The sequence below is a fragment of the Spirulina sp. LEGE 11439 genome (assembly GCF_059821285.1).
This window is the reverse complement of record NZ_JCAMRX010000070.1, coordinates 1-13,511: the sequence shown is the minus strand read 5'-3', so window position 1 is coordinate 13,511 and position 13,511 is coordinate 1. Positions and strand designations below refer to the sequence as shown.

The following is a 13,511-nucleotide window of genomic DNA, read 5'->3' as shown; positions in this document are numbered from 1 at the left end:
CAAAGAAAAACTATGGCGACGGACTCTATCAAAATTCTTGTTGTGGATGATGACCCAGCGATTCGAAACCTCGTCGAACGATTTCTCTTGCAAAAAAATTATCAAGTGGAATCGGCGGCTGATGGCAAGTCTGCCTTAGCCTTATTCGACAAGTTCAATCCCGATCTGGTGATTCTTGATGTCAACCTGCCCGATGCTCTCGGCTATAATCTCTGCGAGGAAATGCAAGAAGGGACGGATGTTTTTGTGTTAATGCTCACCAGTCGTAATGATACGGAGGATAAAGCGATCGGCTTTCGCAAAGGAGCCGATGACTATTTAACCAAACCGTTTGATTTGCAAGAACTGGAATTTCGAGTGGGGGCGATCCTCAAACGCAAGCGGGCAGTCATGCTGCCTCCCGATAAGGAAATGCTCGTGTTTGGCTATTTGGCGATCGATCCCCAGCGACGGGAAGTGAAAATAAACGACCAACTCGTGTCGTTTACTTCCTTAGAGTTCGATTTGCTCTATTACCTTGCCACCCATCCCGATCAAGCCTTGAGTCGTCCCACTTTGATCAAAGAAGTTTGGGATTATGATGACATGGTGGGGGATCAGAGGGTCGTAGACGTACACATCGGACAAATTCGTAAAAAAATCGAAACGAATGTCTCTCAACCCTCTTTTATTAAGACGATTCGCGGTTATGGTTATCGTTTTGAGCCACCCTCCCCTTAAATTGGTCTGGGGAATGAGACCAGCACGAGAGGCGAGTCGGCGATCGCCGACCCGACACTGCGCCTCTATGATGAGGGAAGCTCAGATTGGACTTGAGAAGATTCCGATTTTTGCGATTCGGCTTTTTGCGGTTCGGCAGTTGCCTCGGTCTCGGAATTGACAGGGGTTGATTTGGGGGGTTCTAACTGGGCATTCATCTTTACGGTTTCCTCAATTTGTTGCGCTTCTCGCTTGAACTCGTTTTGGAATTCATTGGAGGCTTCTTGGAATCCCCGAATGGCTTTTCCAAGACTGCGCCCGATTTCTGGTAATTTCTTTGGCCCGAAAATCAGTAAGGCAACCACTAAAATGAGCATCATTTCCGGTAAACCAATGCCAAAAACGTTCATGATGTTAAGACTCCCTTTCCTCGTTTGCGTATTTATTGTGACACAACAAAAAACCCGGCGAACCGGGTGCGATCGCTATAATTTAAGAAATTGCTGGGGTTCAAAGGCAATGGGCTTTTGCCGCGATCGCTAATTTCCCAGACTTCTCCAATCGACGTTAACGCCATTGAGAACGAGATCGGAATTGTAAATCTGCAAAATGATTAACAAGAACACGAAAAATAACAGCATGAAAACTGCCATGAGGGAAGTCGTTCCCCAACCAGGAGAAACTTTTCCGTATTCGGCGTTTAAGGGCCTTAGCCGATCGCCCAACCACGTGCGCTGTGCCATAATCTCAAAAATGAATATTCAAAAATGAATGAAAGTGACATTTTCTTAATGTCTTGTAATATTATAGAGCTATCGGTCTCATCTTCAAATTAAAAAATGGAATCCGCGACAGTTTTTATTCTTGGCATTGGCGTTTTATTACTGGCTGTGACAGCCTACTCAATCTATATGTCGTTTGGCGCACCCTCGGCAGAATTGCTCGATCCTTTTGAAGAACACGAAGATTAAGATTTTTCACCCAGATTTTGGACTTGCAGGACTTATGCAATCAAACTAAATCAAGTCCGCTATCTCACACTTTAGTGCGAGGTTTCTACAGGATTATTAGATAGGAAGTTAATGCCTAAGTCCAGACAGAGGACAATATTGCGTGTGACTAGCATTCCGTCCTGAATGTCGAGACAAAGGGCATGCCAAAAAATCCGTCTTGAACGACTGGTTAGGTTTAGTCATTATGCTCCACAGTGATGACCACATTGCCTATTTTTTCCCTTTTTCAACATACTGATATGCCTCGACTCTTTGTTCTAGCGGAAATTCTCTATCTATCACCACTTTAAATTTACCTTGTTCAAGGAGATTTTTAATGAATAGTAGACTTCCTCTAATATCTGTAGGAGTTGGAAATACAGTAGGAACTGGTTTTTCTACTTCTTTTAGTCGCAGAACATCTGGTGAGCTATATTTAGAGAACTTTCACACAGCAAGCAAAGAAACTGGAAGTCTCCGAGAGAAAAAAGTTGAATTTTTATTGCGATCGCAATCAAGGTTACCATTTTTGAGCTAAATTTTATACGGTTTCTCTGACGAGAATCTACTAATCTAATGAGATGAAGATAGCGTTATGCTCAATTTTCCCCTCTCTAAAAAACTTAAACGTATATATATCATTCCGATTATTCTCTTCTGCACAATTGTTGTTCTCTTTTGGCAATACAGTCGCCTGCAAAATCAATCTACAAGTCCTATTGCAGACTCGCTAACAGTTGTTGCTGTGAATGAACCTATTCAACCCATCCCGTTAGAAATAGAGTTAAATACCGATAAAATCACATTAGGCAATTTGTTATTTCACGATCCTCAATTATCGAGTGACAATACCGTTTCTTGTGCCAGTTGTCACGATTTAGAAATGGGAGGAGCCGATCGCTTATCGAAAGCGATGGGGATGGGCAATAGTACATTGACTATTAATTCGCCAACGGTGTTTAATAGTGGCTTACAATTTAAACAAAATTGGGATGGACGGGCAGAAACTTTAGAAGAACAAGCAGAAGGACCTCTCTCGAGCGCTGGAGAAATGGGAGGATTGACGGGAGAACAATTGATCGACAAACTCAAAAAATCTTCCCAATATCAAACTTTATTTAAAGAAGTTTATAGTAATGGGATTACTTTTGATAATGTGACTAATGCCCTAGGAGAATTTCAACGTTCTTTATCTACACCGAATGCGCCTTTCGATCGCTATTTACGCGGCAATCCTGATGCGATAACTGCCGAGGAAAAAAGCGGCTACGATCTCTTTAAGTCCTATGGCTGTATTACTTGTCATCAAGGGATGTTGGTCGGGGGAAATATGTTCCAAACTTTTGGTATTATGGGAGACTATTTTGGCGATCGCGGTGAGATCAAGGAAGCTGACTTAGGACGCTATAATGTTACAAAAAATGAACGCGATCGCCATGTTTTTAAGGTTCCAATGCTTCGCAATATTACCAAAACAGCACCTTATTTTCATGATGGAACGGCAGAAACGTTGGATGAAGCAATTAAAGTGATGGCTAAATATCAATTGGGAATTGAAATGCCACAAGAGGATGTAGATTCAATTATGCTTTTTTTAAGAACCTTAGAAGGTGAATATCAAGGAGAACCCGTGTGAATAAGATTCATATTAACAAGATTCGTATCAATAGGACTCATTGGGAATTTCTCATTACCTTAATTGGTTTGGGGAGCTTAGTTTTTACGATCGGAAAAAGCCGCGCGATCGATTTTGAGCAATATCAACAATATCGCAATACAATTAACCAATTGCAACAGAAAGAATCTGATTTTATGCAAATCATTCTCAGTTCTCGTTATGAGTTATATGTTTCTTACGATCCTTTGGTGAATAATTTAAATAGCCAAAAAGAAATTCAAAAACAGTTGGCAAATATACCAATTTTTTTGAATGCTAAAGAAAAAAAAGAAATTCAAAGCCTTTTGAAAGAAAGAGAAACATTACTCTCCCAAAAAGAAAGCCTGAGCGAATGGTTTAAAAGTCAAAATTCACTTTTGAAGAATTCTTTACGATACCTTCCGCTCTTAGCTAGTCAATTGGAAAAAAAAGTGGCAAGTGTGGAAGAAAGAACTTCTATACTCAATAGGAATTCTTTAACTTCTTTACGAATTATTTTCAATGATTTATTAAGAAATATTTTGTTATATAATATTACTAATAATGAAGATCTTACTCCTGCGATCGAACAACAGATTGAACGACTTTCACAACTAAAAGAACAAAATAGAATCGGCGATCGCGAATTTCCTCTTCAACTAGCAATTTCTCACGCTAATATTATTTTAACCCAAAAACCTCAAGTTGAAGAACTGACCGCGCAACTCCTCATATCATCTCCTCAACAAACTGAAGAGTTAGCCAATCTTTATCGTGTTTCTTATCAAAAAGCAAGTCAGACAATTGGTGTTTATCGTTTTTTAAGATCGGGTTTATTTGTTGCTTTACTGGTTTGGTTCAATTATTTATTCCTCAGAAGACTTGATAGAACTCGAAACAAGAATTTGGATTCTCAACAAGCAAGTGTAATTGGCAAAAACAACCAAGATATTAAATCTCCTGAATTGCCAAAAAAGGAAAAAGTGTTGGAAACTTCTATTAAAAGTGATAGCTTAGAATCAGTCGCAACCTCTGAAAATTTAGAAGTAGGAGCAGAAGTTGGGACTGAAAAACAAGGCGAACAAGATAATATCGATAAACGGTCTCGATCTACAATAATAGATGACTCTATTGATGAGGAATTGAAAAAAGAGGATGAGATCGAAGAAGAATCTGAGATGATTAAATCAAACGAAATCAACGAAGAGAAGCGAGAGAATTGCCCAGTATTAGACACTAATATATTGACTAATAAAGTTGTTGACGAAAAAGATGGTTTTTGGGAGGAGGTTCAATCTGTTGAATTATGCGAAACTGAAGAAGAAGAGCCATTAGAGACTGGAGTTATTTTAGAAGAAGATACGCCGACTAATGAGGAAGTTAATGAAATAGATAAGTTTTGGCTGGAGTCGAAACCGATTTCATTATTAGAATTTGAAGAGAATAAACAATTAGAGATCCGAGAAATCTTACCAATACACGAATCTACTCATTTAGTCGAGACCGATAATCGCGGCTCGATCGCAGCATTACCTGTTTATCCATTGAACTCAAAAAATCTGCATCTTTGGTTGCAAGAAATCAATAAGCAAACTTCTTCTCTAGCGATCGCAGTGCGAAAATATATTCAACAAAAACCTTGTAAAATCTGGCTCGATCGCCTTAAGCATTTAAGTCGCGATCGCTTTGCTAAACTTAAGAAACAAAAAGACAAAAACAAGATAGAATAACTTACAGTATTGAAGGAAAACATCGAGGAATTTATAAATGGAACGTCGTATCTTTTTACGTTGGTTTGGAACTGGGATACTGGCAAGTTCTTTGCCTGTTGCGATCGCGGCTTGTTTTTCGGAAAACACTTCGGAAGAGAATTCTCCTGAAAATAGCGAAACAAGTTCGGAAACAGCGAGTCAAAATGAACCCGATACCGATGGATTTATTGTTGTAGGAACTGTAGCCGCACTCAATGAAGATGGCTATATTATCAATAAAAAATTAGAGGCGATTGTTGTTCGTCAACCCGACGAGAGCCTCTCTGCGGTTAATATTAAATGCACCCACAAACAATGCGACGTTGAATGGAGATCTGGCGACAAAAATCTCGCTTGTCCCTGTCATGGTTCTAAATTTGCCACAGATGGAACAGTTGTTGAGGGACCTGCCGATATTCCTCTCGTAAGTTATGAAGTTAAAGAAAATGAGGGATCTATTTTAGTCAAAACAAGCTAGTTTTTGAATGACAATGCTAACTCGAATCTCCTCTTCGATCGCCACAATAATTTTTCTGTTCAGTTTGCTATCTTGTACGCGATCGGAGACTCTTTCCCAAGCAGAAATTCCAGTAGAACACAAACTTGCTCAGATTGAGAAGCGAGGAAAAATTATCATTGGAATTCGTCCTAATGCACCTCCTTTTGCCTTTGTCGATCGACAAAATGGCGATCGTCTCGGTTTGGAAATTGATATTGCTCGTTATATTACCAAAGACCTTTTAGGGAGTGAAGATCGAGTACAGTTTATCCCAATTTTTGATGCCAATCAAAGAATTGAACTCCTCGAACAAGATAAAATCGATCTGGCGATCGCCGCAATTTTTCAAACTCCAGAGAATCAAGAAAAAATCGATCTCAGCGAAAGCTATTATGCTTCGGGAGTCGGGTTATTAACACGAAAAAATAATCAAATTCAAAATTGGAGCAATCTACAAAATAAAAAAGTTTGTGGAGTTCGAGGAATGTCTTATAATGCAACCCTCGAAGAGATGGGCATGGAATTAATTCGTCTCCGCGATCGCAGTGATGCTTATGTTGCGCTACAAGATGGACGTTGTTTGGGTTTTGCTTATAATGACTCGGCGATCGCGAGTATTCTACAAGTTCCCCAATGGTCTAAAGGTTGGTATCAAGCTCTTCCCGTTCTTTTTTCAATACCTTGGAGTATTGGCATTCCGAAAGGCGAAACAGAATTGAAACAAGCTGTCAATACGGCTATTCTAAAAATGTCAGCCGAAGGATTAATTATTAACAATGAAGCAAAATGGAAGATTCCTCCCACTGAATACGCTCGAGATCGTAGGAACTTTGCGAAAGCGATCGTCAAATCTCAACCCATATCCAATCTCAAAACACGAGAGACTAAAGATATCGATCTAACTCGTAAGAATATTTTAATTGATGGCTCTCCCGTTGTCTTTCCCATTGTCGATCGCATTGCCAAAAAATTTAGAGATCTTCATCCAGAAAATCGAATTGCGATCGGAATATCGGGCAATAATCAAGGATTTGCTAAATTTTGTCTGGGCAATGTCGATTTCGTGAATGTGACTCGTCCAATCGATATCAGAGAAATACAATTATGTGCAGAAAATGATATTGAGTATCTTGAACTTCCCCTTGCTTTTGATAGTATTGTTGTTGTTAGTAGCACTCTCAATAATTGGACAGATTGCTTGAGTCCCAATGAATTAAATAAAATTTGGAATGCAGCAACAGTAGAAAAAATTGTCAACTGGCAGCAAATCAACTCTCGGTATCCCGATATCGAACTGAATTTATTAGGAAGTGTGCCAGATTCTAACACTTACAATTATTTTACCACAACAATTGTAGGGCATAACAATCGGATTCGCAATGATTATATTGCCTATAAAGATGGTGAAAGAATTGTTCGGGAAATTGCCAATAATCGAGGAAGTTTGGGATTTATTGATTTTTCACTTTATGCAAAATATGCCGATCGCAATTTACTTAAACCTTTAAGAATTAGTAATGAGAATAATCGCTGTGTTAAACCCAATTCAATCTCGATCGCTGATGGAAGTTACGATCTTTTAAGTCGTCCTTTATTGATTTATGTTCGTAAAACCGCTTTACAGAAAAACAAAAATATTCAAGCATTGACTGAATATCTGCTTGCTCCTGAAAATAGTTTTACGATCTCAGAAGTCGGCTATGTCCCTTTACCTCAAGCGGTTTTAGAAAAAGTTCGTATTCGCCTTGATACGATGACAACTGGCTCGATTTTTGCCGGCCAATCTGCTGCAGGTGTCAGACTTTTCGATCGCTTATAATCTATCAAGTCTCTTGACTATTTAATATCGAATCTACTCTAAAATTTATTTTTGATTCCTATGAAACGCTCCTCAGTCTCATCACGAAAACAAATTGTTACAGCATCAAGGCGATCCTTGAAATCTAAATCTACGCGAGAATCGTCGCCAAATCCAGAAAAAGACGATCGCCAAGACCAAAAATACTCGAGAAATCCGCAGAAGTATCAAGTTATTTATAAAGTCTCTTTTTTTCTCTGTATTGCCAGTTTTCTACTCACCATAACTGGCATTATTTTATATCGACAAGATCAAACTCAGCGAATTCAAGAAGCAAAACAAAACACAAAACGAGAAGCACTTTCCGCTGCTTTAGAAATCGATCGCGAGTTGCGAGAATATCAACAACCTGCTTTAGCTTTAGCCAGTTTACCTAACTTAGCCGCACTACCAGAAGAAGACTTATTACGAGAAATTGAGAGCGAAATTATCAATCATCCCCATCTTGTTGCTTTCGGTGCAGCGCATACTTTTTTTGCTCGCGATCCCGAAACCATGCTTTATGCACCCGGTTATTTACGAACTAAGCAAACATTAAAAAAAATTCAGCTTGAAGATTACTATAATTATACTAAGCCTCAATATGCTTGGTTTCGCAATACTTTAAGTCGAGAAGATCATTGGGGAGAACCTTATTTTTGGCCGGAAAATTCCGCGATCGATGAGCCTATTTTTGGTTTTTACGTTCCTTATTATAAAACAAACGATTATCAAACAGATATTGGCGAAAGAATTCCTCAAGGGATTATTTATGCTGAATACTCTTTCAAACGTATTAGAAAACTCATTAACTCTCTTAATTTAGGGAGAACGGGTTATGCGTTTCTCGCATCTAAAGAAGGAACATTTATCGTGCATCCCCACGATGAAAAATTTAATACCCAAAATAAAATTATAGATTTTTTACAAACTCAAAATAATACTAGCTTAGTCGATTTTGCTAACCGATCGCTAGCTGGAGAAGCCATTGAAACAGAATTTATTGATGGCATTACAGGGCAGAAGTCTTGGCTTTTTCTACAACCGATAGAACTTAATGGCTGGGTCGTTGGGGTTGTTTTTCTCGAACAGGAAATTTTACTTGATTCAGACAGTCGGCGACAGCGATTAATAGGTATTAGTTTGGCAGCTATTGTTTTTTTATTCTTTCTTTCTATTCTTTTACTGCGTTTGGATCGCATAACTTCAAAAAAACTTTGGGCATTATCGAGTTTTTCGACACTGCTTTTATTAGTAGAAATTGGTTTCGTTTGGCGGTTAGCACTCAGCGATCGCAATTATTTATCCGATCGCATTCTTCTCCTCAATCAAGGTGAATTAGATAATTTGATTTCAACTGAAGAAGATTCAGAGAGTCAAATTTTCGGTCAAGATAACTTACCCAAAATTCCCACCGGAGTCTTTCTTCAATCTATTCGGTTTTCAGATTCTAACGAAGTTTTTATTACCGCTTATATTTGGCAAAAATATACAGATGGCATTCACGACGGTCTCTCGCGCGGTTTTATTCTGCCCGATTCTGTTGATGCTAACGATTTAGAAATATCCGAGGCATATCGTTACAAGCAAAACGGAATTGAAACCATTGGTTGGTATATTGAAACAACATTACGACAAGGCTTCAATCTGTCTCAATATCCTTTCGATCGCAAAGATATTTCTCTACAAATCTGGCATGAAGATTTAGATCGTCAAGTTATTCTCGTTCCCGATTTAGAGGCGTATCCTCTAATTAATCCGAGAGTAAAGCCAGGCATCAATCGCGATCTTGTTTTAGAAGGTTGGACATTAGAAAGTAGCTTTTTTGAATATAAATTCAGAGAATACGATACCAATTTTGGGTTTACGAATGGATTTGCTAAAGAGAACCTGCCGGATCTCTATTTTACCATAACCACAAAGCGAGAATTTATTGACCCTTTGATTTCTAAATTAGTGGGATTAATCTGCGTCGTGGTCTTATTATTTGTCATGCTGGTAATTTTGGATGAAGATCGCTCGATGGAGGTTTTAGGAGTAGCGGCGGGTTTAATTTTTATTGTTATTGTCGATCAGATTTCCTTACGGGAATCTATTGCCGCGAAAGGCTTAATTTATTTTGATTACTTTTATTTTATTATCTATTTATTTATTTCTTTTGTCGGGGTCAATGCTTTACTTCTTCTCAAGAGAAACTTAAATTTACCTCTGGTTAATCATGAGGATACACTCCCAGCCCAACTCCTTTACTGGCCGAGTTTGCTGGGAGTGCTTCTCCTGTTAACCATTTTGACTTTTTATTAGAGTTACAGCCTTCTTCGTACCACAAAAAGTCTCACGTTCTCGCTATTCAAGAGCGTTCACTGAGATTTTAGATAGGACAGGAAATCCAATAACTCCTCATCCGTCAAAACTTGGCGCGATCGCTTACCATAGCGTTCGAGTAAAAACTTGCGTCCTTGTTCTTGCGTCCATTGCAAGCGTCGGATTTCAATATTCGTTTGTGCGAGAACTTCGGAAAAATCAATCGGTTCGGTTAAGGCCTGAATTTTGGGCGGTGGAGAAGGTTCTTCTTCGGGGGGTAGATCGGGTTCAATTGCTGTCGGAGGTGGTTCTACTGGTGCGGGAGGAACTTTCATTTCCGGTACGGGATCGGGTTCTGAGGGAGGAAAATCCAACTCGGGATCGGGCGATCGCTGCTCCGTTTCCTCGGGGGCAACATCTTCAAACGTAGCGATCGGAGGAGACGGTACAGGAGGAGACGGTACAGGTGTAGGAGTGACCGAAGTAGAAAAATGAGTATTTTGGGACGCAACCCGCGACGAAGACGATAATACGGGTATTTCCTCTACTTCTTTACTCGTCTCCTTCTCACCTCTTTCGGTCATTTCCTCTCCGGCTGCAAAAGGAAGTGCAGTGGCTGGGGACTGTCCCGATCGATGCGATGGTATTCCATTCAGCGATCGCACTTCGGGGAGGGAAGGAGTCCCCTCGAGGTTTAATAATGCCAAAGCCCGATCGCGAGCGCGATCCTCTGCCTCTTCGACTGTATTTGCTGCCCCGAGTCCCGTCCCTAAAATCAGGCGATCGAGGTGAATCGTGACTCGAACCACATATTTTCCTTGCTCGAATTGAAGTAACTCGCTTACGAGACTGCCTTGGGGATAACGAGAACGAAATAGCTTTAATAACATATCTCAAAGAATAAGCAATTAGAATCTTGAAGAAAAAGTCATATTTCTTCTCTGACCATCTTAATACTAATCATCTAAATTACAGCGACGGATCGCAAGATGCAAAAAGAACTTGCCAATACCCCGAGAAAATTTACAATGGAAAAGGACCGTTTTGAATTTTACTCACTTTTTGATGATAGAGTGAGAGAATGTCAAAAAATAGTCTCGAGAGAAAGCACAGCTTGACTGACTTTTTGGGGAGTGGCACTGAAATCTTTAGCGATCGCGAACTCCTATTTTGCCAAGATTGGTTGTTGAGTTTTGAACCGTTTGGCTTTGAACTATTGGGTTTTGTATCTCTCTCTCCAGAAAAGAGTAAAAGCCCAACAAGATGAGTCAAAGCGATCGAGCCAACCGCAACGGGGAAATCGCAAAAAAGTCAAACCCCTCGAGTTTCGACGCAACCGCTCTCTTCTCTTCGACTGTGGCGATCGAATGCGGGAACGTCTGGCTTATGAGCAGGCAGTCGCCCCCTAAGCCTCCCCACACGCCCCTAACAACGCTCGAAATTACAAGGAACCTTTAAACAATGAATTTTTCAATCGCTACATTGCTCTCTCAATTCAGTCAAGATAAATTGGTGGCTGGAAAAATCCTCGAAAAAAAATTGGGATGCGATGGCGATCTCGATGTTCTCAAGCTGCAAATTGCCCTCGATGCGTTAGAAAAAGCCGGCATCTTAACAAAAGAAATGGGGAAATATCGGCGAGTGACGCGAGAGGATATTCTCGAGGCCAAATTGCGCTGCTCCAGTAAAGGCTTTTGTTTTGCCATTCAAGATGATGAAGGCACAGAAGATATTTACGTGCGCGAAAGCCATTTGAGCAGCGCTTGGAATGGCGATCGCGTCCTTGTGAAAATTGTTAAAGAAGGTAGTCGCCGGCGCTCTCCAGAAGGTGCGGTGGAAGTGATTCTCGATCGCGCCAACCCTTCTCTCCTCGCCCGCATCAAAAAAACGACCAAAGGCTACCGCGCCCTTCCTCTCGACGATCGCTTACTGTTTGAATTGCAACTCCAAGACAACGACCCCAAACTCGAGGCAGCGATCGACCATTTGGTTCACGTCGAAGTGCAGCGCTATCCTTTGGGAGGCGATCTACCCGTCGGTCGAGTCACCAAAATTTTAGGCAGCGATGCCGAAGCCGCCAACGATATCGATATTGTCGCCTGCAAGCACGACCTACCGCAAAAATTTAGCGAAAAGCATCTCGAAGCCGCCAAAGCCTCTCCCAAACCCGCTCCCTCGGGGAAAATCGCCAAAGCCGAAATCAATCGTCGCTTGGATTTGCGATCGGTGCTAACGGTGACCATCGAAGACGAAAACTATCTCAATGGCAAGTATCCCGAACTCGTAGAAAATGCCTTTAGTTTAGAACCTTTGCCCGGAGACCAATGGCATTTAGGCATTCACATTGCAGACTTCTCCCATTACCTCGAATACGAGTCCATCTTGGACATTGAAGCAAAAAAACGAGGAACGGCAGTGTATTTGCGCGATTTTACCCTACCGCTCTTTCCCGAAACCATTACCCGGCGGTGTTCCTTTTTAGTCGGTCAAGAACGCCTGTCTTTGAGCGTCCTGCTGACCGTAGATAAAACCGGGCAAGTCCTCGAGTTTGACATTCAACCCAGCACGATCAAAGTAGACCACCAACTCAGTTATCAACAAGTTCAGTCTTTCTTGCGGGAACAAGAAGACGTTCCCTCAGAACTCGAGGAAGCTGTGGGCATGCTCGATCGCCTGTTTTACAATCTTGCCCCTTTGGTGAAAGCACAACGCATTCAGCGCGGCGGCTTTGAATTTTCTCTCATCGATTCGATCTGCCCATTTAAAGATGAAGGCCGCTTGGGAGCGATCGTTAACAATAGCGCCCTGCCCATTCGCGCCCTGCTGACAGAACTGTGCATCTTAGCAGGTAAAGTCGTTGCCGATCACTGTCGCGCCCTAGAATTACCCACCCTCTATTGCATCCAGTCAGAACCCGATCTCATGGAGTTGGAAGACTTTATTAAATTGGGACTCAATCTCAATTTAGATTTAGAGATGGAGTCAGAAGAAGAGATGCAGCCCCGAGATTATCAAAGTTTCGTGCAGGAGATTACCAATTCCGAACACCCCAAAATTCTGACCTATTGCCTGAAACATACCCTAAAATCCCCCTATTACAGCACCAAACCGGGAGCGCATTTCGGCTTGGCTTATAGCGACGGCTATTGTCATATTGTCAGTCCGGGACGACGTTATGCGGATTTGATGATGCAGCGCATCCTGCACGTTCTCTTTGATGAAGGTCGCGATCGCCGTTCGACGCGATCGAAAAAAGGGGTTAACCTCGGCAGCAGCAAATGTTATGAGGAAATCAACTGGAATGTTTTACCCACCCCAATTCAGGCACAATGGGAACACGATCTCACCGTCGCCGTTCATCATCTCAACGAACGCAATAAAGTAGCAGAAGATGCCGAAAATGACTTGGACGGTTTGAAAAAAGCCGAAAAAATGAAAGAACGCACCGGAGAAGTGTTCCAAGGATTAATTACGGGAGTACAGTCTTACGGTTTCTTTGTGGAAATTGAAGAGCTAATGGTAGAAGGATTGGTTCACGTCAGTTCCCTCAAAGATGATTGGTACGAATACCGATCGCGCCATAGCTGCTTAGTCGGGCGCAAAAATCGCACGGCTTATCGTTTGGGCGATCGCGTAGACGTACAGGTGAAAAGCGTAGATTACTATCGCCAACAGATCGATCTCGTCACCGTTGGCGGCGGGAGCGAAGCCAGCAACGAGGACTTTGAAGACGAGTAATTGACCCTCCCCGCTCTAAAGAGACGGGGATTCGGAAGTAGTCCAGTAACGAACT

General features: G+C 41.3%; 14 protein-coding genes. 10 read left to right on the top strand and 4 right to left on the bottom strand.

What is annotated here, in order from left to right; all coding sequences use genetic code 11:
* Nucleotides 1-12: 12 nt before the first annotated feature.
* Nucleotides 13-720: a response regulator transcription factor gene (locus AC6RV6_RS27285; RefSeq protein WP_500244050.1), complete on the top strand. Its 708-nt coding sequence runs from the start codon at nucleotides 13-15 to the stop codon at nucleotides 718-720.
* A 65-nt stretch (nucleotides 721-785) separates the two neighbouring features.
* Here the strand turns inward: AC6RV6_RS27285 and AC6RV6_RS27280 are convergent, their stop codons facing one another.
* A complete protein-coding gene (locus AC6RV6_RS27280; protein ID WP_500244049.1) occupies nucleotides 786-1,109 on the bottom strand; it encodes a TatA/E family twin arginine-targeting protein translocase in 324 nt (107 codons plus the stop codon).
* On the opposite strand from AC6RV6_RS27280, the gene AC6RV6_RS27275 reads away from it, so the two are divergent.
* On the top strand, nucleotides 1,108-1,242 hold the full coding sequence (locus AC6RV6_RS27275) for a hypothetical protein (protein ID WP_500244048.1): 135 nt from the start codon (nucleotides 1,108-1,110) through the stop codon (nucleotides 1,240-1,242). The genes AC6RV6_RS27280 and AC6RV6_RS27275 overlap by 2 nt on opposite strands.
* Here AC6RV6_RS27275 and psbH read toward each other — a convergent pair.
* Nucleotides 1,239-1,442 (bottom strand): photosystem II reaction center phosphoprotein PsbH, encoded by a 204-nt coding sequence (gene psbH / locus AC6RV6_RS27270; RefSeq protein ID WP_500244047.1) that lies wholly within the window; start codon nucleotides 1,440-1,442, stop codon nucleotides 1,239-1,241. The genes AC6RV6_RS27275 and psbH overlap by 4 nt on opposite strands.
* Nucleotides 1,443-1,538: 96 nt before the next feature.
* On the opposite strand from psbH, the gene psbN reads away from it, so the two are divergent.
* The gene (psbN, locus tag AC6RV6_RS27265) at nucleotides 1,539-1,670 is read left to right on the top strand and encodes a photosystem II protein N (RefSeq protein ID WP_500244046.1); all 132 of its coding nucleotides are present in this window, start codon (nucleotides 1,539-1,541) and stop codon (nucleotides 1,668-1,670) included.
* 252 nt (nucleotides 1,671-1,922) lie between these two features.
* Here psbN and AC6RV6_RS27260 read toward each other — a convergent pair whose 3' ends face one another.
* Nucleotides 1,923-2,030 carry a zinc-binding dehydrogenase gene (locus AC6RV6_RS27260; protein WP_500244062.1) on the bottom strand — a complete coding sequence of 36 codons (108 nt, stop codon included), beginning with the start codon at nucleotides 2,028-2,030 and terminating at the stop codon, nucleotides 1,923-1,925.
* A 256-nt stretch (nucleotides 2,031-2,286) separates the two neighbouring features.
* Here AC6RV6_RS27260 and AC6RV6_RS27255 point away from each other — a divergent pair, with 256 nt between their 5' ends.
* The 5 genes from AC6RV6_RS27255 (at nucleotide 2,287) to AC6RV6_RS27235 (ending at nucleotide 9,718) form a co-directional block, all read left to right on the top strand.
* Nucleotides 2,287-3,327, top strand: a complete 1,041-nt coding sequence (locus tag AC6RV6_RS27255; RefSeq protein WP_500244045.1) for a cytochrome-c peroxidase — start codon at nucleotides 2,287-2,289, stop codon at nucleotides 3,325-3,327.
* A complete protein-coding gene (locus tag AC6RV6_RS27250) occupies nucleotides 3,324-5,057 on the top strand; it encodes a DAHL domain-containing protein (RefSeq protein ID WP_500244044.1) in 1,734 nt (577 codons plus the stop codon). The genes AC6RV6_RS27255 and AC6RV6_RS27250 overlap by 4 nt, the downstream gene beginning before the upstream one ends.
* A gap of 37 nt (nucleotides 5,058-5,094) precedes the next feature.
* Entirely contained in the window at nucleotides 5,095-5,556 is a 462-nt protein-coding gene (locus tag AC6RV6_RS27245) for a QcrA and Rieske domain-containing protein (protein WP_500244043.1), read from the top strand.
* Nucleotides 5,557-5,569: 13 nt separating this feature from the next.
* Nucleotides 5,570-7,396, top strand: a complete 1,827-nt coding sequence (locus tag AC6RV6_RS27240; RefSeq protein ID WP_500244042.1) for a transporter substrate-binding domain-containing protein — start codon at nucleotides 5,570-5,572, stop codon at nucleotides 7,394-7,396.
* Between the two features lie 117 nt (nucleotides 7,397-7,513).
* Nucleotides 7,514-9,718, top strand: a complete 2,205-nt coding sequence (locus AC6RV6_RS27235) for a PDC sensor domain-containing protein (protein WP_500244041.1) — start codon at nucleotides 7,514-7,516, stop codon at nucleotides 9,716-9,718.
* A gap of 56 nt (nucleotides 9,719-9,774) precedes the next feature.
* Here the strand turns inward: AC6RV6_RS27235 and AC6RV6_RS27230 are convergent, their stop codons facing one another.
* Nucleotides 9,775-10,608 carry a slr1353 family protein gene (locus AC6RV6_RS27230; protein WP_500244040.1) on the bottom strand — a complete coding sequence of 278 codons (834 nt, stop codon included), beginning with the start codon at nucleotides 10,606-10,608 and terminating at the stop codon, nucleotides 9,775-9,777.
* A gap of 312 nt (nucleotides 10,609-10,920) precedes the next feature.
* Here AC6RV6_RS27230 and AC6RV6_RS27225 point away from each other — a divergent pair, with 312 nt between their 5' ends.
* Both AC6RV6_RS27225 and AC6RV6_RS27220 read left to right on the top strand, forming a co-directional pair.
* Nucleotides 10,921-11,127: a hypothetical protein gene (locus AC6RV6_RS27225; RefSeq protein WP_500244039.1), complete on the top strand. Its 207-nt coding sequence runs from the start codon at nucleotides 10,921-10,923 to the stop codon at nucleotides 11,125-11,127.
* A 52-nt stretch (nucleotides 11,128-11,179) separates the two neighbouring features.
* Nucleotides 11,180-13,456, top strand: a complete 2,277-nt coding sequence (locus AC6RV6_RS27220) for a ribonuclease R family protein (RefSeq protein ID WP_500244038.1) — start codon at nucleotides 11,180-11,182, stop codon at nucleotides 13,454-13,456.
* Nucleotides 13,457-13,511 lie beyond the last annotated feature (55 nt).